The organism is Pseudomonas fluorescens, from assembly GCF_040448305.1.
GTDB lineage: Bacteria > Pseudomonadota > Gammaproteobacteria > Pseudomonadales > Pseudomonadaceae > Aquipseudomonas > Aquipseudomonas fluorescens_BH.
Genome location: NZ_CP148752.1, coordinates 2,711,196 through 2,736,239 on the forward strand (window position 1 = coordinate 2,711,196; position 25,044 = coordinate 2,736,239).

At 61.5% G+C, this 25,044-nt stretch carries 23 protein-coding genes; 12 read left to right on the forward strand and 11 right to left on the reverse strand.

Features of this window, described 5'->3' with window-relative positions:
* Positions 1–43: 43 nt before the first annotated feature.
* Positions 44–1,042, forward strand: coding sequence for a bile acid:sodium symporter family protein (locus WHX55_RS12355; protein ID WP_151214965.1), 999 nt, complete (start codon positions 44–46; stop codon positions 1,040–1,042).
* A 45-nt stretch (positions 1,043–1,087) separates the two neighbouring features.
* Here the strand turns inward: WHX55_RS12355 and WHX55_RS12360 are convergent, their stop codons facing one another.
* From WHX55_RS12360 to ribBA, 6 genes are all read right to left on the reverse strand, one after another.
* The gene (locus WHX55_RS12360; protein WP_151214964.1) at positions 1,088–2,803 is read right to left on the reverse strand and encodes an amidase; all 1,716 of its coding nucleotides are present in this window, start codon (positions 2,801–2,803) and stop codon (positions 1,088–1,090) included.
* 264 nt (positions 2,804–3,067) lie between these two features.
* A complete protein-coding gene (locus tag WHX55_RS12365; protein WP_151214963.1) occupies positions 3,068–4,222 on the reverse strand; it encodes an ABC transporter ATP-binding protein in 1,155 nt (384 codons plus the stop codon).
* 16 nt (positions 4,223–4,238) lie between these two features.
* The gene (locus WHX55_RS12370) at positions 4,239–5,048 is read right to left on the reverse strand and encodes an ABC transporter permease (protein WP_007976227.1); all 810 of its coding nucleotides are present in this window, start codon (positions 5,046–5,048) and stop codon (positions 4,239–4,241) included.
* 6 nt (positions 5,049–5,054) lie between these two features.
* Positions 5,055–5,987, reverse strand: a complete 933-nt coding sequence (locus WHX55_RS12375; RefSeq protein ID WP_150754714.1) for an ABC transporter permease — start codon at positions 5,985–5,987, stop codon at positions 5,055–5,057.
* Positions 5,984–7,009 (reverse strand): ABC transporter substrate-binding protein, encoded by a 1,026-nt coding sequence (locus WHX55_RS12380; protein WP_150754588.1) that lies wholly within the window; start codon positions 7,007–7,009, stop codon positions 5,984–5,986. Before WHX55_RS12380 ends, WHX55_RS12375 begins: the two co-directional genes overlap by 4 nt.
* A 320-nt stretch (positions 7,010–7,329) precedes the next feature.
* Positions 7,330–8,439, reverse strand: a complete 1,110-nt coding sequence (gene ribBA, locus WHX55_RS12385; protein WP_150754589.1) for a bifunctional 3,4-dihydroxy-2-butanone-4-phosphate synthase/GTP cyclohydrolase II — start codon at positions 8,437–8,439, stop codon at positions 7,330–7,332.
* A gap of 70 nt (positions 8,440–8,509) precedes the next feature.
* Between ribBA and WHX55_RS12390 the strand changes: the two genes are divergently transcribed.
* Positions 8,510–8,806, forward strand: coding sequence for a DUF1330 domain-containing protein (locus WHX55_RS12390; RefSeq protein ID WP_353742723.1), 297 nt, complete (start codon positions 8,510–8,512; stop codon positions 8,804–8,806).
* Between the two features lie 259 nt (positions 8,807–9,065).
* Here WHX55_RS12390 and WHX55_RS12395 read toward each other — a convergent pair whose 3' ends face one another.
* Entirely contained in the window at positions 9,066–9,965 is a 900-nt protein-coding gene (locus tag WHX55_RS12395) for a bestrophin family protein (protein ID WP_353742724.1), read from the reverse strand.
* Between the two features lie 5 nt (positions 9,966–9,970).
* Complete coding sequence (moaA, locus tag WHX55_RS12400; protein WP_353742725.1) at positions 9,971–10,969, reverse strand: GTP 3',8-cyclase MoaA; 999 nt, start codon at positions 10,967–10,969, stop codon at positions 9,971–9,973.
* Between the two features lie 437 nt (positions 10,970–11,406).
* On the opposite strand from moaA, the gene WHX55_RS12405 reads away from it, so the two are divergent.
* From WHX55_RS12405 to WHX55_RS12420, 4 genes are all read left to right on the forward strand, one after another.
* The gene (locus WHX55_RS12405) at positions 11,407–13,731 is read left to right on the forward strand and encodes an FdhF/YdeP family oxidoreductase (protein ID WP_353742726.1); all 2,325 of its coding nucleotides are present in this window, start codon (positions 11,407–11,409) and stop codon (positions 13,729–13,731) included.
* Positions 13,732–13,852: 121 nt separating this feature from the next.
* Positions 13,853–15,274 carry a cytochrome ubiquinol oxidase subunit I gene (locus tag WHX55_RS12410; RefSeq protein WP_150724206.1) on the forward strand — a complete coding sequence of 474 codons (1,422 nt, stop codon included), beginning with the start codon at positions 13,853–13,855 and terminating at the stop codon, positions 15,272–15,274.
* A 17-nt stretch (positions 15,275–15,291) separates the two neighbouring features.
* Positions 15,292–16,308: a cytochrome d ubiquinol oxidase subunit II gene (cydB, locus tag WHX55_RS12415; RefSeq protein ID WP_353742727.1), complete on the forward strand. Its 1,017-nt coding sequence runs from the start codon at positions 15,292–15,294 to the stop codon at positions 16,306–16,308.
* A complete protein-coding gene (locus tag WHX55_RS12420; protein ID WP_353742728.1) occupies positions 16,295–16,450 on the forward strand; it encodes a DUF2474 domain-containing protein in 156 nt (51 codons plus the stop codon). Before cydB ends, WHX55_RS12420 begins: the two co-directional genes overlap by 14 nt.
* 869 nt (positions 16,451–17,319) lie before the next feature.
* On the opposite strand, the gene WHX55_RS12425 is transcribed toward WHX55_RS12420, so the two are convergent.
* Complete coding sequence (locus tag WHX55_RS12425) at positions 17,320–18,171, reverse strand: CAP domain-containing protein (RefSeq protein WP_353742729.1); 852 nt, start codon at positions 18,169–18,171, stop codon at positions 17,320–17,322.
* 142 nt (positions 18,172–18,313) lie between these two features.
* Between WHX55_RS12425 and WHX55_RS12430 the strand changes: the two genes are divergently transcribed.
* The 5 genes from WHX55_RS12430 (at position 18,314) to WHX55_RS12450 (ending at position 22,728) form a co-directional block, all read left to right on the forward strand.
* Positions 18,314–18,934, forward strand: a complete 621-nt coding sequence (locus WHX55_RS12430; RefSeq protein ID WP_150724202.1) for a cell wall hydrolase — start codon at positions 18,314–18,316, stop codon at positions 18,932–18,934.
* 198 nt (positions 18,935–19,132) lie between these two features.
* Entirely contained in the window at positions 19,133–20,110 is a 978-nt protein-coding gene (locus tag WHX55_RS12435; protein WP_150759449.1) for an NAD-dependent epimerase, read from the forward strand.
* 48 nt (positions 20,111–20,158) lie between these two features.
* Positions 20,159–20,899, forward strand: coding sequence for a glycosyltransferase family 2 protein (locus tag WHX55_RS12440; RefSeq protein WP_150754600.1), 741 nt, complete (start codon positions 20,159–20,161; stop codon positions 20,897–20,899).
* Positions 20,896–21,174, forward strand: coding sequence for a lipid-A-disaccharide synthase N-terminal domain-containing protein (locus tag WHX55_RS12445; RefSeq protein WP_150754601.1), 279 nt, complete (start codon positions 20,896–20,898; stop codon positions 21,172–21,174). The genes WHX55_RS12440 and WHX55_RS12445 overlap by 4 nt, the downstream gene beginning before the upstream one ends.
* A gap of 3 nt (positions 21,175–21,177) precedes the next feature.
* Positions 21,178–22,728: a glycosyltransferase family 39 protein gene (locus WHX55_RS12450; RefSeq protein WP_353742730.1), complete on the forward strand. Its 1,551-nt coding sequence runs from the start codon at positions 21,178–21,180 to the stop codon at positions 22,726–22,728.
* 54 nt (positions 22,729–22,782) lie between these two features.
* Here the strand turns inward: WHX55_RS12450 and WHX55_RS12455 are convergent, their stop codons facing one another.
* Positions 22,783–23,814, reverse strand: a complete 1,032-nt coding sequence (locus WHX55_RS12455; RefSeq protein ID WP_150754603.1) for an NAD(P)-dependent alcohol dehydrogenase — start codon at positions 23,812–23,814, stop codon at positions 22,783–22,785.
* 199 nt (positions 23,815–24,013) lie between these two features.
* Between WHX55_RS12455 and WHX55_RS12460 the strand changes: the two genes are divergently transcribed.
* A complete protein-coding gene (locus tag WHX55_RS12460) occupies positions 24,014–24,214 on the forward strand; it encodes a CstA-like transporter-associated (seleno)protein (protein ID WP_150724196.1) in 201 nt (66 codons plus the stop codon).
* Positions 24,215–24,227: 13 nt separating this feature from the next.
* Here the strand turns inward: WHX55_RS12460 and WHX55_RS12465 are convergent, their stop codons facing one another.
* Positions 24,228–24,995 carry a metallophosphoesterase gene (locus WHX55_RS12465; protein ID WP_353742731.1) on the reverse strand — a complete coding sequence of 256 codons (768 nt, stop codon included), beginning with the start codon at positions 24,993–24,995 and terminating at the stop codon, positions 24,228–24,230.
* Between the last annotated feature and the right edge of the window lie 49 nt (positions 24,996–25,044).

Below are 25,044 nucleotides of genomic sequence, written 5' to 3' on the forward strand. Positions count from 1 at the left end.
AGAGTCGCTTTCACGTACTGGCAACCCCCGGATGATCAACCCCATGACTCGCCCCCGTCTGTTACCCGACAACTTCACACTGACCCTGATCGGCGTTGTGACGCTCGCCAGCCTGCTGCCTGCCAGCGGCCAGGTCGCGGTCGGTTTTGGCTGGCTGACCAACATCGCCATCGCGCTGTTGTTTTTTCTGCATGGCGCCAAGCTGTCCCGCGAATCGATCATCGCCGGTGCCGGGCACTGGCGCCTGCATTTGCTGGTGTTCAGCCTGACCTTCGTGCTGTTCCCGCTGCTCGGCCTGGCGCTCAAGCCGCTGCTGTCGCCGTTGATCGGCAATGACCTGTACATGGGCATGCTTTACCTGTGTGCGCTGCCCGCCACGGTGCAGTCGGCGATTGCCTTTACTTCGCTGGCGCGGGGCAATATCCCGGCGGCGATTTGCAGCGCGGCGGCGTCGAGCCTGTTCGGGATTTTTCTCACGCCGTTGCTGGTGACCCTGCTGCTGAATGTCCACGGCGAAGGCTCCTCGACCCTCGACGCCATCCTCAAGATCAGCGTGCAGTTGTTGCTGCCGTTCATTGCCGGGCAGATCGCGCGGCGCTGGATCGGCGACTGGGTGGCGCGCAACAAGAGCTGGTTGAAGTTCGTCGATCAGGGTTCGATTTTGCTGGTGGTCTACGGCGCGTTCAGCGAGGCGGTGATCGAAGGCCTCTGGCAGCAGATTCCGCTGCTGGATCTGGTCGGGCTGGTGCTGGTCTGCTGCATCGTTCTGGCGCTGGTGTTGCTGGCGTCGACCGTACTGGGCAAGGCATTCGGCTTCAACCAGGAGGACCGCATCACCATTCTCTTCTGCGGTTCGAAGAAAAGCCTGGCGACCGGCGTGCCGATGGCGCAGGTGCTGTTTGCCGGTAGCACCATTGGCTTGCTGATCTTGCCGCTGATGCTGTTCCACCAGATTCAACTGATGGTCTGTGCGGTGTTGGCGCAGCGTTATGCCAAGCGGCCGGAATCGATTTCGGAACTGATGGCTCAGGTTGACCCCTGATTTGCCAGCCATGGCGGCTCGAGTGAGCCGCCACGGTTTTACCGGTCAGCGCTTGTCAGCGACCAATGGCGGGGTGCGCGGCGGGATCATGCGTTTATTCCCGGTCGATTCGAACGCCGACGCCAGGTGCAGCAGCGACGAGTCGTCATAGGCGCGCCCGGCAAACGTCAGGCCGACCGGCATGCCGATGTCCGGCATCACGCCCATCGGCACGGTGACCGTTGGCACGCCGAGGTGACGGATGGCGAGGTTGCCGTTGGCGACCCACACGCCGTTGCTCCAGGCGATATCCGCCGATTGCGGATCGACATCGGCATTCGCCGGGCCCACATCGGCGACCGTCGGGAACAGCACCGCATCGAGGCCCAGGCGATCCATCCAGTCTTCCAGATCGATCTTGCGGGTTTTTTCCAGCCCGCGCAGGCCGTCCGGCATCGTGCTGATCTGGTCCCACGGGGTGATGCCACGCTCGGCCATGCGCACGTATTCGTCCATGCCGGCAACCAGGTCGCCCTCGCGGTTGGGCAGGGTGCCTGGGTCGTGAGGGAAGATCTGCGGGCCATCGACATCGACCAGACGATTCAGTTTCGGATCGCCGTTGGCTTGCAGGAAGTCATCGAAGGCCCAAGCCGTCAGGTCCCACAATTCGTGGTGCAGAAATTCCTTGGAGACGATGCCACGATTGAACACGGTCGGCGCGCCAGGGCGATCACCCTCGCAATTGGAGACCAGCGGGAAGTCCACTTCGAGCACTTCGGCGCCCGCGGCTTCGAGGGCCTTGCGCGCTTGTTCCCAGAGTCCGATCACCGAAGGACGGGTGTTGATGCGTTGGCCGGTCGGCCCACCGATGCCCGGCGCTTCGGAGGTACCCGCTTCAGGGTCGGCGTTGATGTACATGCGTGGAATGCCGAACTTCTTGCCGGCAAGTGCCTCGCTGTTGGCGGCCAGCGCCGGGTAGGATTTGGGGCGCACCAAGGACGAACTCGGGATCGGCACCCAGGGTTGCAGGCGCCACAGGTCGCCACGGGTGTCCGGGTCATCGGCCACTACCACGTCGAGCACTTCGAGCAGGTCGGCCATGGTCCGGGCGAACGGCACGACCACGTCCATGGTCGGGGTCAACGGCCAGTTGCCGCGCACCGAAATCACTCCGCGCGAAGGCGTGTAGGCACACAAACCATTGTTCGAGGCCGGGCCACGGCCGCTCGACCAGGTTTCTTCCGCCAGGCCGAATGCCGCGAAGCTCGCGGCAGTGGCAGTACCCGCGCCGTTCGACGAACCGGAGGCGAACGGGGCGGTGAGGTAGTCAGCGTTGTACGGGCTCTCGGCGCGGCCGTAGACGCCACGTTGCATCCCGCCGTTGGCCATCGGCGGCATGTTGGTCTTGCCCAGGCAGATCGCCCCGGCGGCGCGCAGGCGTTCGATGGTGAACGCATCGCGATAGGCGACCAGGTCCTTGAAGGCCGGGCTGCCGGAAGCGGCGGTCAGGCCCTTGACCAGATAGCTGTCCTTGGCGGTGTAAGGGATACCGTCCAGCGCGCCCAGCGTCTGGCCCTTGGCACGACGGGCGTCGGACGCCTGGGCCTCGGCAAGCGCCTTGGGGTTGCGCACCACGACCGCGTTCAGCGCCGTAGGCGTTTCGGGGCCGTCATAGGCGTCGATCCGCGCGAGATAAGCCTGGACCAGTTCAACCGAGGTGGTCTGGCCGGATTCGAGCGCGGCGCGCAGCTCGGCAATGGAAACTTCGGTAACTTCGATCATGCTGCCACCGCCGCTTGCAGGTGGAGGGTCCCAAACACTTCACTTTTCTCGAAATGGACTTTCATATCGTTATTCTCGTTGCACTGTGTGGCACGACAGGGTCGGGTGTTAAAAATACTGAGCACTATTTAGCATTAAACCGGGATTTTAGGAATCCGTTGTCCAATTTATCTTACAGGCGACAGAAAAAAGGCCACCACAACCCGACGTTGTGGTGGCCCGAGGGTGACTCATTATAGTGGCCCGCGCGCGCAGGCCAATGGATCAGTGAGCGCCGGCGGCCTTGTTCAGGTCGCTTTCGGCCCATTCGGTGTAGACGCAGGCATCTGCCGTGGCCCAGCGCACCCGCACCGGGTCGCCGGCCTTGAGCGGCATGCCGGCGGCGGACAGCGCCTTGACCGTCATCGAGGTGCCGCCAGCGGTGACCACGCTGCAGGTCTGGCTTTCGCCGAGAAACAGCACTTCCACGACCTTGGCCGTCACTTCGTTCCAGCCGGCGGCCAGCGGTTCGGCAGTGGCTTGTTCATTGCTCAGGGCCAGGGCTTTTTCCGGACGTACCATCAGCAGCACGTCCTGATCGGTTTGCAGGCCGGCGGTGAGTCGGATCGACAGCGGCTGCCCCTCGAAGGTCGCCACCGCATTACCCTGGGCCTTGAGCTTGAGGAAGTTCGAGTTGCCGAGGAACGAGGCGACAAAGGCGTTCGGCGGATTCTGGTACAGGTCATAACCGCTGCCGAGGCCGACGATCTTGCCGTGGCTGAAAATCGCGATGCGCTGGGACAAACGCATGGCTTCTTCCTGGTCGTGGGTCACGTAGACGATGGTGATGCCCAGGCGCCGATGCAGCTGACGCAGTTCATCCTGCAAGTCTTCGCGCAGTTTTTTGTCCAGTGCACCGAGAGGTTCGTCCATCAGCAGGATGCGTGGTTCGTAAACCAGCGCCCGTGCAATGGCGACGCGTTGCTGCTGGCCACCGGAGAGTTGCGAAGGGCGGCGATGGGCAAATTGCTCAAGCTGCACCAGCTTGAGCATCGCATCGACCCGGCGCTCGCGTTCGGCGGCGGCCAGTTTGCGGATGGCCAACGGGAACGCAATGTTGTCGCGCACGGAGAGGTGCGGGAACAGTGAGTAGCGCTGGAACACCATGCCGATGTCGCGTTTGTGCGGCGGCACGTTGACCAGCGACTGGCCGTTGACCAGGATCTCGCCGCTGCTCGGGGTTTCGAAGCCGGCCAGCATCGACAGCGTGGTGCTTTTGCCCGAGCCGCTGGAGCCGAGGAAGGTGAGAAATTCACCGTCCTTGATGTCCAGCGAGATGTTGTCCACGGCGGCGAAGTCGCCGTAGTGCTTGTTCAGGTTACGCAGGCTGACCAGGGGTTTGTCATTTTGCTGCGCGGAATCTTTGATCACTGCACTCATGTCGTACTCCTGGCGCTCAAGCGCTGATTTCGTTGCGCCGGCGCAGGGCAGCGGCGATGACCATGACCAATACCGAGAGGCCAATCAGCAGCGTCGAAGCGACGGCGATCACGGGCGTCAGGTCCTGGCGCAGGGTGGTCCACATTTTCACGGGAAGGGTTTGCAGGGTCGGGCTGGCCATCATCACGCTCAGCACCACTTCATCCCACGAGACGAGGAAGGCGAAGAGGGCGCCGGCCACCATGCCCGGACGGATCGCCGGGAAGGTCACCTTGAATACCGCTTGCAGGCGTGAGGCGCCGCAGATCACCGCGGCATCCTCGATCGACTGGTCGAACAGCTTCAGCGAATTGATGATCGAGATGATGGTGAACGGCAGCGCGACGATGACGTGGCTGACCACGAACGCGAACATGGTCCCGGTGTAACCCAGTTTCAGGAACAGCGCGTACACCGCCACCGCGATGATCACCAGCGGCACGATCATCGGCAGGGTGAACAGGCCGTAGAGCATTTCCCGGCCGGGGAAGCGGCCACGCACCAGGGCGAACGCAGTCGGCAGGCCCAGCGCGACGGCGAAGAACGTGGTCAGCACCGCGACTTTCAGGCTGGCCATGGCGGCGTTCATCCAGTCGGCATTGGAGAAGAACTGGCCGTACCATTTCAGCGTCCAGCCCGGCGGCGGGAACACCAGCCACTGGGACGAGCCGAACGACAGCAGCACGATGAACACGATCGGCAGCAGCAGGAACAGACCGATCAGCCCGGTGGTGGCATACAGGCCGAAGCGCATGCGCCGGCTCATGGCATTGGGGGTCAGGAGCATGACGGCTTACCTCGCGTTGCTGGCGCCAACCGGGGATTCCGGCTGGAGCTTCAGGTAGAAGTAGAACAACACCAGCGTGATCACGATCAGCAACGCGGCGCCAGCGCTGGCCAGGCCCCAGTTGAGGAACGACTGCACCTGCTGAATGATGAACTCGGGCAGCATCATGTTCTGCGCACCGCCCAGCAGCGCCGGGGTCACGTAGTAACCGAGGGACATCACGAACACCATCAGGCCGCCGGAGAACAGCCCCGGCCGGCACAGCGGCAGGAACACCCGGAAGAAGTTGGTCCAGGGGCTGGCGCCGCAGATCGAGCCGGCCTGCAGGATCATCGGGTCGATGGCCTGCATGGTCGCCTGCAACGGCAGCACGATGAACGGGATCATGATGTAGCTCATGCCGATCACCACGCCGGTGAGGTTGTGTACCATCTCCAGCGGTTGATCGATGATGCCCATGGCCATCAACGCCTTGTTGATCACCCCGGAGGCTTGCAGCAACACCAGCCAGGAGTAGGTGCGGGCGAGCAGGCTGGTCCACATCGACAGCAGCACGATGTTCAGGATCCAGCGACCCCAGCCACGGGGCACCAGGGTGATCGCCCAGGCCAGCGGGAAGCCCAGCAACAGACTGAACAGGGTCACTAGGCCGGCCACCGAGAAGGTGTTGAGCAACACCCGGGCATAGGCCGAGTTGGCGAACAGCTGTTCGTAGTTGCCCAGGCCCGGCACCGGTTCCAGCACGCCGCGCAGCAGCAGGCCAATCAACGGCGCGAGAAAGAACAGGCCGAGAAACAGCAGGGCGGGCACCAGGTTGCTCGCGCCACGCCAGCGCTGGGCCAGGCTCGGCGATTGCGTCATCGCAGCTGCCTTGCCGGCAGCGCCAGGGGCGCTCCCGACTGACGTGGATGGACGGGATGCGGTTACCGCCATTTTCATTTGACCAGCCATTCGTTCCACCGTGTCGCGATGGCCGGACCGTTCTTGGCCCAGTACGCGAAATCAAGAGTGATCTGATCCTTTGCGTAAGCGGTCGGCAGGTTCGGCGCCAGCGTCGAGTCCAGGCGTGCCACGCTGTCGACGTTGACCGGGGCGTAGGCGGTCAGGTTGGAGAAGTCCGCCTGGCCCTTGGCACTGCTGGCGTTGGCCAGGAACTTCATCGCCGCGTCCTTGTTTTTCGAACCCTTGGGAATGACCAGGATGTCGGCCATGACCAGGTTCTGCTTCCAGCTTACGCCGACCGGGGCGCCGTCTTCTTGCAGGGCATGAATCCGGCCGTTCCAGAACTGGCCCATGCTCGCTTCACCGGAGGCCAGCAGCTGCTGCGACTGCGCGCCGCCGCCCCACCAGACGATGTCTTTCTTGATGGTGTCGAGTTTTTTGAACGCGCGGTCCAGATCCAGCGGGTAGAGCTTGTCCGCCGCTACACCGTCGGCCAGCAGCGCCAGTTCCAGCACGCCAGGGCTTGGCCATTTGTACAGGGCGCGTTTGCCGGGGTAGGTCTTGGTGTCGAACAGCGCGGACCAGTCTTGGGGCTTGTTGGCACCGAGCTTGCCTTCGTTGTAGCCGAGGACGAAGGAGAAGAAGAACGAGCCGACACCGTGGTCGCTGACGAAGCGCGGGTCGATCTTGTCGCGTTCAATGACTTTGAAATCGAGGGGTTCGAGCAAGCCTTCGGCAGCGGCGCGCAGGGCGAAGTCGGCTTCGACGTCGACCACGTCCCACTGCACGTTGCCGCTCTCGACCATGGCCTTGAGCTTGCCGTAGTCGGTCGGACCATCCTGCACCACGGTGATGCCGCTGGCCTTGCTGAACGGATCGGCCCAGGCCTGCTTTTGCGCATCCTGGGTGCTGCCGCCCCAACTCACGAAGTTGACGCTTTCAGCCGCCATCAGTGCCTGGCTGGTCACGCTCAGCAGTCCCGCAAAAAGAACCGCGGTCGCACGTTTGTTCAACACCATTTTCACGCCCTCATTGTTGTGTTTATGAGCGGGGCTTTGAGTGCCCGCCTATCGGGAGCAACAGGTCCGTCGAGTCAGTGCTGACTGTCCGGTCTATGGAATATCATATTATGGTATTCCAAACTTTGTGCAAGCACTTTGCCGTACCGGCTATCAGCCAAAAGTGGATTTTCGGTGGTTCTGAAGATTGCCCGGCGACGCAATCCCCTGTGGGAGCGAGCCTGCTCGCGAAGGCGGGGTAACAGTCAACGAAGATGTTGGATGTACCTGCCTCTTCGCGAGCAGGCTCGCTCCCACAGGGAGTTGCGCCAAACCGAGGGTCACTCAGTGAATGGAATACTCTCCACCACCTCCAGGTCATACCCGGTCAAGCCCGCATACTTCAGCGGCGGGCCGAGGTGGCGCAATTTGCCGACACCCAGGTTCTGCAGGATCTGCGCACCGGTGCCCACTTCCGAATAAATCCGTGACTGCGAACGGCTGAACTGCCGGGGCGGCTGGGTCAATTGCGGCACGCGTTCGAGCAATGCCTGGGAGGATTCGTGATTGGCCAGCACCACCACCACGCCGTGGCCTTCGGCGGCGACACGCTGCAAGGCGGCCCACAAGGTCCAGTTGGTCGGCCCGCTGTATTCGGCACCGACCAGGTCGCGCAACGGATCGATCACATGCACGCGCACCAGCGTCGGTTGCTCGCGGCGCAAATCGCCCATGACCATGGCCATGTGGACACCGCCTTCGATGCGATCCTCAAAGGTGATCAGACGAAAGGTGCCATGCACGGTCGGCAGGTCACGCTCACCGATGCGCACGATGGTGTGCTCGGTGCTCAGGCGATAGTGGATCAGGTCGGCGATGGTGCCGATCTTGATCCCGTGCTTGCGCGCGAATACTTCCAGGTCCGGGCGGCGGGCCATGGTGCCGTCGTCGTTCATCACTTCGACGATCACCGAGGCCGGGGTATGGCCGGCCAGGCGTGCCAGGTCGCAGCCGGCTTCGGTGTGGCCGGCGCGGGTCAGCACGCCGCCTTCGCGGGCGCGCAACGGGAAGATGTGGCCCGGTTGCACGATGTCGGCAGGGCCGGCGTTGGCGGCGACGGCGGCGGCCACGGTGCATGCCCGATCTGCTGCAGAGATACCGGTGGTCACACCGACGGCGGCCTCGATGGACACGGTGAAGGCGGTGCTGAACACGCTGCCGTTGCTCGGCACCATCTGCTCCAGGCCCAGGCGTTTGCAGTGTTCGTCGGTCAGGGTCAGGCAGATCAGGCCCCGGGCTTCACGGGCCATGAAGCTGATCGCCTCGGGTGTGCAGCAGTCGGCGGCCAGCAACAAGTCGCCTTCGTTTTCCCGGTCTTCATCGTCGACCAGCAGGACCATTTTGCCGAGGCGGTAATCTTCGATGATTTCTTCGATGCTGTTGAAGGCCATGCTGGAGTCTCAGTGTTTGTTGGATTGGTAATGTGGTATACCATAATACAAAACAAGCTGAGAGGTCACTATGAAGGCGTACTGGATTGCTCATGTGGATGTCACTGACCCCGATCAATACAGTCAATACACTCAGCGCGCGCCGAAGGCGTTTGCTCTGTATGGCGGTCGGATTCTGGCGCGGGGTGGGCGTAGCGAGGCGATGGAAGGCCGGTCGACGCCGCAACGTAGTGTGGTGATTGAGTTTGATTCCTATGAGCAGGCGGTGGCTTGCTATCACTCGGCGTTGTATCAGGAGGCGCGTGGGTACCGTGAGGGGGTGGCTTTGGCTGAGGTGATTATTGTCGAGGGCGTGGCGCTGCTCTAAAAAACGCTTTGTTGGCTGAGTGCATATCCGTTTCTGCGATAACGGCGGCTGGCGGTTTCGCCCTTATGTATGGACTTGCCCCCACAGTTTTGATCTTCAGTGAACGCCAATCCCACGGCCGGCCACAATCCCTGTGGGAGCGGCGGTGCGGCGATCCGACTTGCCCGCGAAGGGGCCGGCATATTCAACAGAGATGGCGACTGACCCACCGCTATCGCGGGCAAGCTCGTTCCCTCAGTTTTTGTGTATTTCCTGAGTCTCAGTTCAACACAAAATCCACCGGCTCCAGTTGTGGCGGCAGTTCCGTCACACCCAAGGCAGCCAGCACATCGCGCTCGATGTTGCGCACGATGGCGTCGGTGGGCAGGTCGTTTTCATCGCGGCCGAAGGGGTCTTCCAGTTCATCGGCAATCGCATCCAGGCCGAAAAAGGTGTAGCTGACAATCGCCGTGAAAATCGGTGTCAGCCAACCCAGGGGTTCGGCCATGGCAAACGGCAAGAGGATGCAGAACAGGTAGATGGTGCGGTGCAGCAACAGGGTGTAAGGGAACGGTAGCGGGGTGTTCTTGATCCGTTCACAGACGGCCTGGGCATGGGTCAGGCTGGTCAGATGGTTGGTCATGAGTGTGTAGCGCCAGTCGTTGATCGCCCCGGACTCGTTGAGTGTCGAGCACTGCTGACCGACCTGCATCAGGATCTGCCCGCTGATGTCCGTGGTGTTGCCTTTGGGCATCGGGTGCAGCCAGTCGCCACTGGCGGCCATTTCGTTTTCCTGGCGCAGCCGCGCGTTGAGGGCATGGGCGAAGCCGCAAAGGTTGCTGAGGATCGTGTGTCGCTCTGCCGTGTCCTTGATCACCAGGGTTTCACGAATCATCGAGCGGATCTCCACGATCACATCGCCCCACGCCTTGCGCGCTTCATACCAGCGGTCGTAGCAGGCGTTGTTGCGAAAGCTCATGAAGATCGACAACGACAAACCCAGCAGCGTGAAGGGCGTGGCACTGACCTTGGAAAAATAACTGGGATGCAGGGTTTCAATGAGCACGATGGCCGAGGCGAGCAGCGTCACCATCAAGCTGCGCCAGGCAATGCGTTTGGCAATCGAACCCTTGAGCGACGTCAAAACGCCGATCAGGTTGGGTTTGGGTCTAACGATCATGGGTTTCAGCCGCCCGTCATGTTCATGAAGCGAACAACCTGAACATCGTCGTTCACTTCGAAATTGTGTCGATAAGGCTTGAGTTTCATCGCCTCGATAATGGCTTTTTCCAGGCGCTCGGGCTGTCCGGGATGGCTGCGCAACACAGCCTTGAGATCCACCGAGTGCTCATTGCCCAGGCACAGCAGCAGACGTCCTTCCACGGTCAGCCGCACCCGATTGCAGGTGCCGCAAAAGTTGTGGCTGTGGGGCGAGATGAACCCCAGGCGAATCTGCGGCGCCTCGGCCAGGCGCCAGTAGCGCGACGGGCCCTGGGTCGACTCGGCGGAATCAATCAAAGTGTAGCGTTCGGCAATGCGTTCGCGGACCTGGCTGCTTGCGAAAAACGATTCGGTGCGGCTGTGCTCGTGGATGGTGCCCAGCGGCATTTCCTCGATGAAGGAGATGTCGAGGTTACGGTCGATGGCGAAGCTCACCAGATCATTGATCTCATGGTCGTTGCGGCCTTTCATCACCACGCAATTGAGCTTGGTGTTGCGAAATCCGGCCTGGTTGGCGGCGTCGATGCCCTTGATCACCTGCGTCAGGTCACCGGTGCGGGTCAGTTCGCGAAAACGTTGCGGGTCCAGGCAATCGAGGCTGATGTTGAGGCGCTTGACCCCGGCTTCGAACAACGGTCCGGCCAGTCTGGCCAGCTGCGATCCGTTGGTGGTCATGCACAGTTCACGCAGGCCGGGCAGGGCGGCGATCTTCTCGCACAGTTGCACCACGCCTGGACGGATCAGCGGCTCGCCTCCGGTCAGGCGGATCTTGCGGGTGCCCAGCGCGACGAAGCTTTGTGCCAGTTGATAAATCTCTTCCAGGGTCAGCACCCGTTGGCGCGGCAGAAACTGCATGTCCTCGGCCATGCAATACACGCAACGGAAATCGCAGCGGTCGGTGACCGACATCCGCAGGTAGTCCACGCGCCTTGCAAACCCATCGATCAGGACTCGTTCTGACATGATTTCCTCTCCTGGCACCGAAAAAACTGTAGGAGCGAGCTCTGCTCGCGATGGTCGTTAACGATTACGCGTGCTTTCTGGTTACACGCGGTGCTCTTGGGTCCATCGCGAGCAGGCTCGCTCCTACAGTTATGAATTCCGTTAATAACGGATTTGTTGAGCGCAGGCTAAGAGCAACTTTGGCTGGCGTCCAATCACTATTGATGACCGGGTGATCGACCGGATCTATGATGAACTTTATTTTGTTTTAATAAGAGCTGTAATGGATTTCAGGCTATTGAAAAATAACAAAAAATATCCGTGATAGAGCGTTTCGATAATGTGGTCATAAATAGCGATTAGACAATAATTAAACGCCATTCATATGCTTTCTCCGTCAAATCGAGCAATGACCTGAATCAGGTCGAAGCCTGTGTGCATTGTCACGGAGAAGTACCATGTCTCAAGTCGACCGATACAAACCCTATAAAGGTGCCGCCGCTGGTTGGGGGGCGCTGATCGCTGTTACCAAGAACTGGCTGGGCAGTGAAAACGCGCTGAAGAACATTCGCGCCATGCTCAAGACCAACCAGAACGGCGGGTTCGACTGCCCCGGTTGTGCCTGGGGCGAGTCGCCGGAAAACGGCATGGTCAAGTTCTGCGAGAACGGCGCCAAGGCGGTTAACTGGGAGGCCACGGGGCGTTTGGTCGACCCGGCCTTCTTCAACAAGTACAGCGTCTCGGCGCTGGCCGAGCAGAGCGATTACTGGCTGGAGTATCAGGGCCGCCTGACCCACCCGATGCGTTATGACGCGGCCACCGACCGCTACGTCGAAACCACCTGGGACGAAGCGTTCGCGACGATCGCCCGGCACCTCAATGCGCTGGAATCGCCGGATCAGGCCGAGTTCTACACCTCGGGCCGGGCCAGCAACGAGGCCGCCTATCTCTATCAACTGTTTGTCCGCGCCTACGGCACCAACAACTTCCCGGACTGCTCCAACATGTGCCACGAAGCCAGCGCGGTGAGCATGATCGAAAGCCTCGGCGTGGGTAAAGGCACCGTGGTGTTTGACGACCTGGAGCATGCCGATGCGATCTTCGTCATCGGCCAGAACCCCGGCACCAACCACCCGCGGATGCTCGAGCCCTTGCGCGAAGCGGTCAAGCGCGGCGCACAGGTGATCTGCATCAACCCGCTCAAGGAGCGTGGACTGGAGCGCTTCCAGCATCCACAGCACCCGATCGAAATGCTGCTGAACGGCTCCGAGCCGACCAACACCGCGTACTTCCGCCCGGCACTGGGCGGTGACATGGCGGTCATGCGCGGCATGGTCAAGTTCCTGCTGCAGTGGGAGCGCGAAGCACAGGTCAACGGCAGCGAGCCGGTGTTCGACCACGCGTTCATCGCCGAACACACCTCGGGAATGGGTACCTACCTGGGGGAAGTCGACGCCACCAGTTGGGAGCACATCGAGCAGCAGTCGGGCATGACGTTGGCTGACATCGAACTCGCCGCCCACATGTACGCCCGGTCCAAGCGGGTGATCATGTGCTGGGCGATGGGCTTGACCCAGCACACGCACTCGGTGCCGATGCTGCAGGAAGTCATCAACCTGATGCTGCTGCGCGGCAACGTCGGCCGTCCCGGCGCGGGGCTGTCGCCGGTGCGCGGTCACAGTAACGTGCAGGGCGACCGCACCATGGGCATCAACGAACTGGCGCCTGCGGATTTGCTCGATGCCCTGGAAAAACGCTTCTCCTTCAAGCCACCGCGCGAGCATGGTCACAACACCGTGATGGCGATCGGCGCGATGGAGCAGGGGCGTTCGAAAGTGTTTATCGCCCTGGGCGGCAACTTCGCCCAGGCCACCCCCGACACGCCGCGCACCCACGCCGCGTTGCGCAAATGCGACCTCACCGTGCACATCGCCACCAAGCTTAACCGCAGCCATCTGGTCACCGGTCGTGAAGCGCTGATCCTGCCGTGCCTGGGCCGCACCGACATCGACATCCAGGCCGAAGGGCCGCAAGGCGTCACCGTGGAAGACACCTTCAGCATGATCCACATCTCCCACGGCCAACTGAAACCGAAGTCGAAACACCTGCGCTCCGAGCCTGCGATCATTGCCGGTATCGCCGCCGCGACCCTGGGCAAGCACCCGATCGACTGGAACTGGGCCATCGGCGACTACGGTCGCATCCGCAACATGATTGCCGACACCATTCCCGGCTTCGAGGATTTCAACCGGCGCTTGCTGCATCCGGGCGGTTTCCACATGCCCAACGACGCGGCCAAGCGCATCTGGAAAACCGCCAGCGGCAAAGCCCAGTTCACCCCGAGCGTGTTGCCGGAGCACTTGATCAGCGAGGGCGTGCGCAACCTGGCGGTCAAGCCGCACCTGATTCTGCAGACCATGCGCTCCCACGATCAGTACAACACCACGCTGTACGGCCTGGATGACCGTTATCGTGGGGTGTACGGCATGCGCGACGTGGTGTTCGCCAACGAGCAGGACATTCGCCGGCTGGGTTTCGAGCCTGGGCAGAAGGTCGACCTGGTGGCGCTGTGGGACGACGAACGCGAGCGTCGGGTCAGCGGTTTTACCCTGATCGCCTACGACATTCCGGCCGGTCAGGCGGCGGCGTACTACCCGGAGACCAACCCGTTGGTGCCGCTGGAAAGTTACGGTGATCGCACCTTCACCCCGACTTCCAAGTTCATCGCCATCCGGCTGGAACAGGCGAAGGCCAGCAACCTGATTTCGACTTCCGCCGCCTAGTACCGGGGGCGGCCCAAAGCCGCTCACCTGACCCTTTCGACTTGTGTTGGCTGCAGGCCCCCCGGCCTGACGGTGGCCCGGCCGTGTGCCGCCGTTTTTCAGCCGCGATGAGGATATCGACATGTTTAACCTGGAGGCACTGGACCTGGCGCGTATGCAATTCGCGTTCACGGTTTCGTTCCATATCATCTTTCCCGCCATCACCATCGGGCTGGCCAGTTTCCTGGCGGTGCTCGAAGGGCTTTGGCTGAAGACCCACAACGACACCTACCGCGATCTCTACCATTTCTGGTCGAAGATCTTCGCCGTCAACTTCGGCATGGGCGTGGTCTCGGGGCTGGTCATGGCCTACGAGTTCGGCACCAACTGGAGCCGTTTCTCCGACTTCGCCGGCAGCATCACCGGGCCCTTGCTGACCTATGAAGTGCTCACGGCGTTCTTCCTTGAGGCCGGTTTCCTCGGGGTCATGCTGTTCGGCTGGAACCGGGTAGGGCGCGGCTTGCACTTCTTCTCGACGGTCATGGTCGCCATCGGCACGCTGATTTCGACGTTCTGGATTCTTGCCTCCAACAGCTGGATGCAAACACCCCAGGGCTTCGAGATCGTCGACGGTCGGGTGATGCCGCTGGACTGGTTGGCCATCGTGTTTAACCCGTCGTTTCCGTACCGCCTGGCGCACATGGCGATTGCAGCGTTCGTGGCCACGGCGTTCTTTGTCGGCTCGTCGGCGGCGTGGCACCTGCTGCGCGGCAACGACACCAAGCAAGTGCGCAAGATGCTGTCGATGGCGTTGTGGATGGCCTTGATCGTCTGCCCGATCCAGGCAGTGGTCGGTGACGCCCACGGCTTGAACACCCTGGAACATCAACCGGCGAAGATCGCGGCCATCGAAGGGCACTGGGAAAACAACGGCAGCGAAGCGACGCCGCTGGTGCTGTTCGGCATCCCCGACATGCAGGCCGAGAAGACCCGATACGCCATCGAAATTCCCTACCTGGGCAGCCTGATCCTGACCCACAGCCTCGACAAGCAGATCCCGGCGCTCAAGAGCTTCCCGAAAGAGGATCGGCCGAATGCGACGGTGGTCTTCTGGAGTTTCCGCGTCATGGCCGGACTCGGCATGTTGATGGTGCTGGCCGGCGTGCTCGGCCTGGCCCTGCGCCGCAGCGGCGCCATCTACCGCAATCGCTGGTTCCTGCGCCTGATGCTGTGGATGGGACCAAGTGGCCTGATCGCCATGTTGGCCGGGTGGATCACTACCGAAGTCGGGCGCCAGCCGTGGGTGGTGTATGGCCTGCTGCGTACCGCCGATGCCGCGTCGAATCACAGTGTCGCGCAATTGAGCATCTCGCTGGCGCTGTTCGTGGTGATCTACTTCTCGGTGTTCACGGTGGGCATCGGCTACATGATGAAACTGGTCGGCAAAGGGCCGCAGCCCCATCACGGGCATGCCGCCGACGGGCATTCCGATCAGGTCATCACACCGCGCCGGCCGCTGTCCGCCGACGCTGAAATCCTCGAAACCGACGCCCGCGTCAATTGAAGGAAGGGAGTTGAGTCATGGGTATTCAAGGTATCGATTTATCGCTGATCTGGGGCGTGATCATCGTCTTCGGCGTGATGATGTACGTGATCATGGACGGCTTCGACCTGGGGTTGGGCATTCTGTTTCCGCTGATCCCGGATGCGAAGGAACGCGATGTGATGATGAACACCGTGGCACCGGTCTGGGACGGCAACGAGACCTGGCTGGTGCTGGGCGGCGCGGCGCTGTATGGCGCGTTCCCGCTGGCCTATTCGGTGATTCTGGAAGCGTTGTACCTGCCGCTGATCCTGATGTTGTGCGGCTTGATTTTTCGCGGTGTGGCGTTCGAGTTCCGTTTCAAAGCCAGCCCTGAAAAGCGGCATGTCTGGGACATGGCGTTCATCGGTGGTTCGCTGCTGGCGACTTTCTCCCAAGGCGTGGTGATCGGTGCGTACATTGCCGGCATCCCGGTGGTCGACCGCCAGTTCGCCGGTGGTTCGCTGGACTGGCTGGCACCCTTTCCGCTGTTCTGCGGAGTCGGTCTGATCGTCGCTTATGCGCTGCTCGGCAGCACCTGGCTGCTGGTCAAGACCGAAGGCATGCTCGAATCGCGGATGCGCCTGTTCACCCGGCCCCTGGCCTGGCTGCTGTTGGCGGTGATCGGCGTGATCTGCGTGTGGACGCCAATCCTGCATCCGGAAATCGCCACCCGCTGGTTTGCCCATGCGCACCTGGCGGTGTTCGGTGGCCTGGCGGTGCTGGCCTTGCTGGCGATGTTCGGCTTGCTCAAGACCCTGCGCCAGCGCCACACCCATTGGCCGTTCGCCTTCACCCTGATGCTGGTGTTTCTCGGTTACATCGGCCTGGCGTTCAGCATCTGGCCAAACATCGTGCCGCCGTCGATCAGCCTGTGGGCAGCGGCGTCACCACCGACCAGCCAGCTGTTCATCCTGATCGGCGCGCTGTTCATCCTGCCGATCATCCTGATGTACACGGTCTGGAGCTACTACGTGTTCCGCGGCAAAGTGAGGATTGGCGATGGCTACCATTGATTCCCGTGAACCAGCACCGGCGCCTTGGTACAAGCGCCTGGGATGGCTGGTGGTGATCTGGCTGGGCAGCGTGGTTGCCTTGGGTGTGGTGGCGGGGGCGTTGCGGATGTTGATGCATGCGGCCGGGATGAGTAGCCACTGATGGCAAGTCATTAAAGGGTTCCAGTTCACTTTGAGGCGTATGTATGGATTGGATTGGGTGAACATCCATTTTTGCGGTAATGGCCACTAACGGTTCCGCCCTTACGGCGGGTCACTTGGAAGAGCCCCAAGTAACCAAGGGCTCTTGCCCCTGACGTTCGGTGCCTCGCCAAGGCTCGGCATTCCCTCACTCCGGTCCTGCTCCGTGGGCCCGCCGCCATCGGCCATCCATGGCCGGCGGCGGCTAACCCGGCATCCATGCCGGGTTGCCCACTACGCAGAACCTCCACTCGGCCTCTCGAGGGGGCGTGCACCGCAACAGCAAAAGCGAGGCGGCCTTACAGCCGACCTGATCGCAAATGAACTCATTTCCCTGTAGGAGCGAAGCTTGCTCGCGATGGACGTCAACGATAACGCGTGCTGTCTGAATGATCGCGTTGTTCAGACGTTTTTCGCGAGCAAGCATCGCTCCTACAGGTACGGAGTAGCTCTGGCTTTTGATCTTGATCTGCCCCGTCGGAAGGCCGAGCGCAGGTTCTGCGCAGTGGGCAACCCGGCATGGATGCCGGGTTAGCCGCGTACGGCCATGGATGGCCGATCGCGGCGGGCCCACGGAGCAGGACCGGAGCGAGGGCATGCCGAGCCTAGGCGAGGCACCGTACGTCAGGGGCAAAAGCGTTTGGTTACTTTGCGCCGGGCGGCGCTCCGCTTTTCAAAGTGACCCGCTGTAAAAGCGGAACCGTCACCCGCCGTTACCAAAGAAACGGATATGTACACCATCGGCTGCAGAGTCCGCCCGCGACACACTCTGTGCGCCAAGGACTTCAGTCTCGCCACAAAAGTTTTCTTAAAGGGCACAGAGTCTTGTCTTTACTGAGCCCCAAACACCGCCGTCCAGTAAATCCCCGCATCGCTCTTCGGATCGGTTGCATACGCCGCGCCCAGTTCGCGGAACTGAGGGTTCATCAGGTTGGCGCAATGACCGGGGCTGGTCAGCCAGCCTTCGACCACCTTGCGTACGCTGTCTTGCCCGGCGGCGATGTTTTCGCCGATCTGCTGGAAGTTGTAGCCTGCCAATTCCGCGCGGTCACCCGGGGTGCGGCCGTCGCGGTCCTTGTGATCGAAGTAGTTGTTGTTGGCCATGGAGCGGGAGTGGGTTTCGGCGGCCGTGCCCAGTATGGCGTTCCAGGCCAATGGCGCGGTCGCATTGAATGACTGTGTGCCGCATTGACGCGGTTTGGCCCGTGCTGCGTTGAGTTCGATGAGCAGCTTCTGGCCCTCGGTCTGCCAGTCGCCCAGGCGTGCGCTCAACAACGGTCGTGCCACGACGATGCGCCACTGATTGTCCTGGCGGCTGACGCCGACATCGACGAATTGCGGGTCAAGAACGATCTGGCAAAAACTCTCCTGGATCGCTTTCATCGCCGACGCCGCATCGCGAGGCCCGGACAGGCTGATGGCCTGCACATTCTTCATGGGATAACCGGCAGTGGCCATGGCCTGCTGCAGATTGCCGATGCTTGGGGCGGTCAGCACCAGGCGCGGGTCGGCCGACAGCGGCGGAAGCTCCGATGAAACCTGGCCGGCGCAGCGCTGCAGTTGGCTGCGGTAAACATTGATCGATTCGACCAATTGCGCTTCGTCGGCCGCCACGGCGTTAGCGGCGAATACCAGGCCCAGTGACACACCGGCCAAACGCATTGCGGATGAAATGAAACCCATGAAAATCCCCCTTGAGCAGATTGCGCCCATGATGCGCGAAGTTGGCCCATCCAAGACAACGGATTTATCCAGAGTGTAGTGGGGTGGGCGAAATCATTTCACTACTAGACTCAATTGAACCACTCACCGAGTGACACCGACCATGCGCTTCGACTGGATCGCCACTTGCCTCGCCTTGACGTTGCTTGCCGGCCCGGTGTCCGCTGCGGATCAAGCGCAAAAACAGCAAGCGGCCGAGAACAAGGCCGAGGTGCTGGAACAGAAAGCCGCCGAGAATAAAAGCCCCGCACCGGCGCCCAAGGCTGAAGCGATTACCCCGTCCGAAGTCCAGGCCGTCGACCCGGCGGGCGCCGCGCCGCTGGACGATGCGATCACCTGCCTGGCCCGGTCCATTTACTGGGAAGCCAGGGGCAAGGACGCCGCCGACATGGAGGCGGTGGCCAATGTGGTCATGAATCGCCTGGGTCACGAGGGCTTTCCAGACACGGTGTGCAAAGTGGTCAAGCAAGGTTCGGAGACCAAGAGCTGCGAGTTTTCCTGGTGGTGTGACGGCAAATCCGATTCGGTCCAGGAAGAGGTGCCTTACGCGATGGCCAAGGAAATCGCGCGCAAGGCCCTGAACAAGGAGCTGCCGGATCGTACCCAGGGTGCCCTGTATTTCCATGATCGTACCGTCAAGCCGGATTGGGCCAGGGAATACATCTGGACCGTGGATATCGGCTTGTTCCGGTTTTACAAACCCCATGGCGGATCGGCCAGATAGCCGCGGTGTTTTCGGCCAGATATTTTATTTTTCCGAGGTAGTGCGAGGCGTTATCCAAACTGAAATGTGTCTGTTTTATAAGCTTCATAACGCAACCGTGCGCGAATGACGCCATAAGCAGGGACTACACATGAAGTTGACGAGGGTCCGGAGCAGTAACCTCGCGTCGATTGCGACGCAGTCGCCGGCGCGTTTCCCATGACCGTCCTGGTCACCGGTGCGGCCGGTTTCATCGGCTTTCATACGGTCCAGCGCTTGTGCCGCGAGGGTCAGGAGGTCGTCGGTATCGACAACCTCAACGACTACTACGACGTGGAACTCAAGCAGGCACGCCTCAAGGTGCTGGAGACTTTGCCGGGTTTTCGTTTCCAGAAAATGGACATCGTCGACAAACCGGCCCTGATCAGCCTGTTTCAGGAGCACGCTTTTACCGAGGTGGTGCATCTGGCCGCCCAGGCCGGGGTGCGCTACTCGCTGGACAATCCGGATATCTATGGGCAATCGAACCTGGTGGGTTTCCTCAATGTGCTCGAAGCCTGTCGGCACCATCGCCCCGAGCATCTGATCTACGCCTCGAGCAGCTCGGTGTACGGCGCCAACAGCAAGCTGCCGTTCAGTGTCGAGGACCCTGTCGAACATCCCGTTTCACTGTACGCCGCCAGCAAGCGCGCCAATGAACTGCTGGCTGAAAGTTACTGCCACCTGTATGGCCTGAAAGCCAGTGGCCTGCGCTTTTTCACCGTCTATGGCCCGTGGGGCCGACCGGACATGGCGCTGTTCAAGTTCACCGACGCCATCCTCAAAGGCCTGCCCATCGACATTTACAACCAGGGGCAGATGTCCCGCGACTTCACCTATGTCGACGACATTGTCGAAGGGATCGCCCGACTGCGCCCAAGGCCTCCGGTGCCGGAAGGCTCTGTCGCCGGGGTCAACCGGCTCTTCAATATCGGTCGCGGCATGCCGGTGGCGTTGCTGGATTTCGTCGAGTGCCTGGAATCAGCCCTGGACCTGCAGGCCCGGCGCAACTACCTGCCGATGCAGGCCGGTGACGTGGTCAAGACCTGGGCCGATGTCTCGGCACTGGCCGAGTGGGTGGGTTTCAGCCCGCAGGTGACCCTGGAAACCGGCGTAAGAGCATTTGTGAAGTGGTATCGGCAGTTCTACCGGATTTGAAGCATTCGCCTCTGATCTCGAAAAATCAAAAAGGGCGAGAGAGTCCTCATGAGCCAAGACATTTTTGTATCCGTACTGATTCCCGCCAAGAACGAATCAAACAACCTCAAGCCATTGCTTGAGGAAATTCGCGTGGCGCTGGCCGACGAGGCTTACGAAATCATCGTGGTCGACGATGGCAGCACCGACGGGACCCTGCATGAGCTGCGGCAGATTCGCCAAAACGGCTTGAACACTCTGCGCATCCTGCATCACGAGCGGTCGCTGGGGCAGAGCACCTCGCTGTACCACGCCGCACGGGAGGCTCGCGGGCTGTGGCTGGCGACCCTCGATGGCGACGGTCAGAACGATCCGGCGGACATTCCTGGCATGCTCGCACTGGTGCGCGGCGAACCGGGCAAGGTCGATGTGCAACTGGTGGCCGGGCATCGGGTCAATCGCCGCGACACCGCGAGCAAACGCTACGCCTCGCGCTTCGCCAACAATCTGCGTCGGCGTCTGCTCAAGGATGCCACTCCGGACACCGGTTGCGGCCTGAAGCTGATCGAGCGCGCGGCGTTCTTGCGCCTGCCGTACTTCGACCACATGCATCGCTACATTCCGGCGCTGATCCAGCGCCATAACGGGCGCATGATCGTGCACCCGGTCAACCACCGGCCGCGCACGGCCGGGGTGTCGAAATACGGCAATCTCGACCGCGCGCTGGTTGGCATTCTTGACCTGATCGGCGTCTGGTGGCTGATCAAACGCACGCGCCTGAACACCCAGGCCCAGGAGCTCGAAGGATGATTCTGACCCGTGAAACCCTGTGGCTGCTGGTCGGTTTTGCCGGGCAGGCTGCCTTTACCGGGCGGTTTGTCTTGCAGTGGTTGTACAGCGAGTACAAGAAACGCAGCGTGATCCCGACCAACTTCTGGTACCTGAGCATCGTCGGCAGCACCTTGTTGCTCGCCTACGCCATTTACCGCCAGGACCCGGTGTTCATCGTCGGGCAGGCCTTTGGCTCCCTCGTCTATTTTCGCAACCTGCAATTGATTGCCAAAAGCAGAAGCGTAAAGGAATAAGCAATGCGTAGATCGTTGTCGCCCAGGGTCGAGTGCCTGGGCCTGATGCTGCTTGCCCTGTTGCTGATCGGCGCGGGAATGGGGCTGCGTCAGGCGCAGAATGTGGACGAGGAGCGCTTCCTCGGTGTCGCGCTGGAGATGCTGCAGAACGGTTCCTGGCTGATCCCGCACCGGGCCGCCGAGATCTACGGCGACAAGCCACCGATTTTCATGTGGACGGTGGCGTTCTTCACCTGGCTGACCGGCAAGCCCAACATCGCCCTTTATATCCCGGGACTGTTTTCGGCGGTGACGGTCACGGCGATGGTCTATGACCTGGGCCGTCGCCTGTGGACCCAGCGTACCGGGCGCAACGCCGCGCTGCTGTACCTGGCGACGTACCAGACCTACAGCATCCTGCGCACCGGTCAGATCGACAGCTTTCTGATTCTGTTCACCTCCCTGGGCCTGTACGGCTTGGCGCGGCACCTGCTGCTGGGACCTGCGTGGCGCTGGTTCTACGCGGGTTGCGCGGCCATGGGCATTGGCGTGATCACCAAAGGCGTGGGTTTTCTGCCGGCGCTGTTGCTGATTCCATACGCCTATGGGGTGCGCAAAGGCTGGCCCGGTGTGGTGGCGATGCCAGGTGAAGTGCGCAAGTGGTTGCTGGGGTTTGCAGTGATGCTCGCGGCGATTGCGATCTGGCTGTTGCCCCTGGCCTTGTCCATTCTCTTCAATGGCAGCGCAGACGAAATTGCCTATGCGCGGGAGATCCTCCTGCGTCAGACCGCAGGCCGCTATGCCGCCGCGTGGCATCACCGCGAACCGTTCTGGTATTTCTTCACCAAGGTGATTCCGCAGTACTGGCTGCCGTTGGTGTTGGTACTGCCATGGCTGGTGCCGGCCTGGCGCCGTCAGCTACAAAAACGCGATGGCCGGGTGTTGGTATTGCTCGGTTGGGTGCTGCTGGTGGTGCTGTTTTTCTGCATCAGCACGGGCAAGCGCAAGTTGTACATCTACCCGGCGCTGCCTGGGCTGGTGCTGGTCGCCGCGCCGTTGATCCCGTGGCTGCTCAAGCGCTGGTTCAAACGCCACCCGCGTTTGCGTCGGGTGTTCCCGGCACTGGTGGCGACCTGGTTCGCGTTGTGGTTCGCCCGTGGTTTCATCGAACCGCTCAAGGACGGCACCAACGTTGATCAGGTGCTCATGACCCAGGCTGCGACCATGACCCAGGGCGCCGATCTGGTGCTGGTCAACTGGGAGGAGGGGCACTGGTTGTTCGCCCGGCAGCCGATCGTACATTTCGGCATGGACAATTCGACCATCGAAAAGGCCGCGCTGTACCTGCGCGAACACCCCAAGGCCTACGCTTTGGTGCCCGATGACGTGCTGAACCAGTGCTTCAATCCCGAAGCGGCCCGTGAGCTGGGGGAAAACTCCCGGGCGAACTGGTCGATCGTGGGCGCGGCTGCCGACAACGGCAAATGTCTGCCGCAAGAGGCCGGCAAAGCCTATCGGTTCACCTGGAATGACCCGCACATGCCAGCGCCGCCGCTGCAAGTGGCCAATCCCTGAGGGCAAAAAAAGGGTCGCTTGAACAAGCGGCCCTTTCTCTTCGTTCGTCGCCTGTCACTGACTGGCGTCCAGCACCACGCGGTAGCGCGCCTTGCCACTGCGCAAATGATCGATGGCCTCGTTGATCCGGCTCATGGGAAACATCTCCACCTGCGGCACAATCTGGTGGCGTGCGCAGAACTCCAGCATGGTCGCGGTGTTGGCCGGGGAGCCGACTGGTGAGGCGGACATGGTTTTTTGCTGGGGAATCAGTTCGAACACGTGCATGGGGATGGCATCGGGCACGACGCCGACAAAGTGCAGGCGACCCTTGCCGCGCAGGGTGGCGAGCATGGCGCTCCAGTCGAGGTTGGCGTTGGCGGTGACCAGGAGAAAATCCAGGGTGCCGGCAATGGCATTGAGCGCATCGGTATCGGTCGAGGCGACCACCTTGTGCGCGCCCAGGCGCTTGGCTTCGTCCTGCTTGCTCAGCGATGAGGTGAACGCCGTGACTTCGCAGCCCCAGGCGTTAAGGAAGCGCAGCGCCAGGTGACCGAGGCCGCCGATGCCCACCACGCCGGCCCGGTCGGTGGGCTTGATGCCGAATTCCAGCAGCGGGTTGAACACGGTCGAGCCGGCACAGAACAACGGCCCGGCCATCGCCGGATCGAGCCCGGCCGGGATCGGCAGGGCCCAGGCCCAGTGCGCGCGAATGCGGTCGGCAAAGCCGCCGTTGCTGCCGATGATGGTCGGTTGCACGGTGCGACACAGGTTATGCGAGCCTTCGATGCACGAGGCGCAATGCATGCAACTGCCCTTGTACCAACCGATGCCCACCCGTTGCCCCATTTCCAGACCGCGAACCTGGTCGCCCAGGCGCACGATACGACCGACCACCTCATGGCCGGGGATGAACGGGTAGCGGCTGATGCCCCAATCGTTGTCGATCAGCGACTGGTCGGAGTGGCAGACGCCGCAATATTCCACGGCGACTTCCACCTCATCGCTGGCCAACGGACCGGGATCGTAGCTGTAGCGTTCCAGTGGCGCGCCCGCTGCCGTGGCGGCCCAGCCGGTAAAGGTGGTGAGTTCGCTGCTGTCGCTCATGGGATACCTCCAGATCAGAAGTCAGGGGTCTTGGCCGCTTCGGTGCCGCGGCGGAGCGAAGAAAGTGTAGCGGGTTGCCGGCGTTCCATCGGGTGCGAGCCTGGATACTTGAACATACAAAGGCGCCCGAAGTGGACACATTGCAGATACATCAGCGCGGTTTCATGAGCCAGGTCCCACACTCACAGAGAGATCAGCCATGTTCCGCAAACTGCAGCAGGTCGCCAGATTGTTCAGCCAGAGTGCCCGATTGATGGTGGGTGTTCCCGAGTACGACAACTACGTGGCGCAAATGGCCCGCAACCATCCGGGCGAGCCGGTCATGAGTTATGAGATGTTCTTCCGCGAACGTCAGGAAGCGCGTTTTGGCCGGGGCAAGTGCAACACGCGGTGCTGCTGACCCGAGAGTTACCTCAGAAATCCAGATCAATCACGAAGGCATCATCGAAATCAGGATTTTCATTGATGCCATTCTTGGCATAGCCCCGGGGGTTGCAGACCACCCGGGTGTTGCCCACCCGATAATCGAAGCTGCCATGAGTATGGCCGTGCAGCCACAGTGCCGGCTGCCAGTCTTTGATCCGCGCTTCGAGGTCCGAGACAAAGCTTGAGTTGATCGGCGAACCGGCAAAGGTCGGGCTGATGCTCGACCGCGTCGGGGCGAAATGCGAGACCACCACCGTGGGCGTGCTGCTGTCGCGGGTGAAGCAGTCCTCCAGCCAGGCGACCGTTTGCAGAAACACCAACTGGGAAATGGCTGGTGTGAACAGGTCCGGAAAGTCGGGGGCAATCCTGATGTGGCTGAAGTCACGGATCAGTTGGGTCGCCAGATCAATGCCCAGCGCCCGATCCTCCGGGCTGTCGAGCAGGCGATAGTCAGACCATAAGGTGCAGCCGAGAAAACGCACGCCTTCGTGGACGTACTCCGTACGCTCCAGTACGTGGATCTGCGTGCCTTGCGACAGGCTGTTCAATTGCTCGTAGGTGGAGACCAGGTCACTGCCATAGAACTCGTGATTGCCCGCCACATACAGCAGTGGAACCGGGCAGGCTCTGGCCCACTCGATGGCCTTGGCCGGCCGGGCGATGTCCCCGGCGAGCACGACGATATCGGCATCCACAGCGGGAAAAGGGATCGCGTTGACGGACAGGTGCATGTCGGACAGCAAGGCGATGCGCATGGATCAACTCCGGCGTGTCTTGAAGGGCAGGTCATTCAAGTTACGCGTT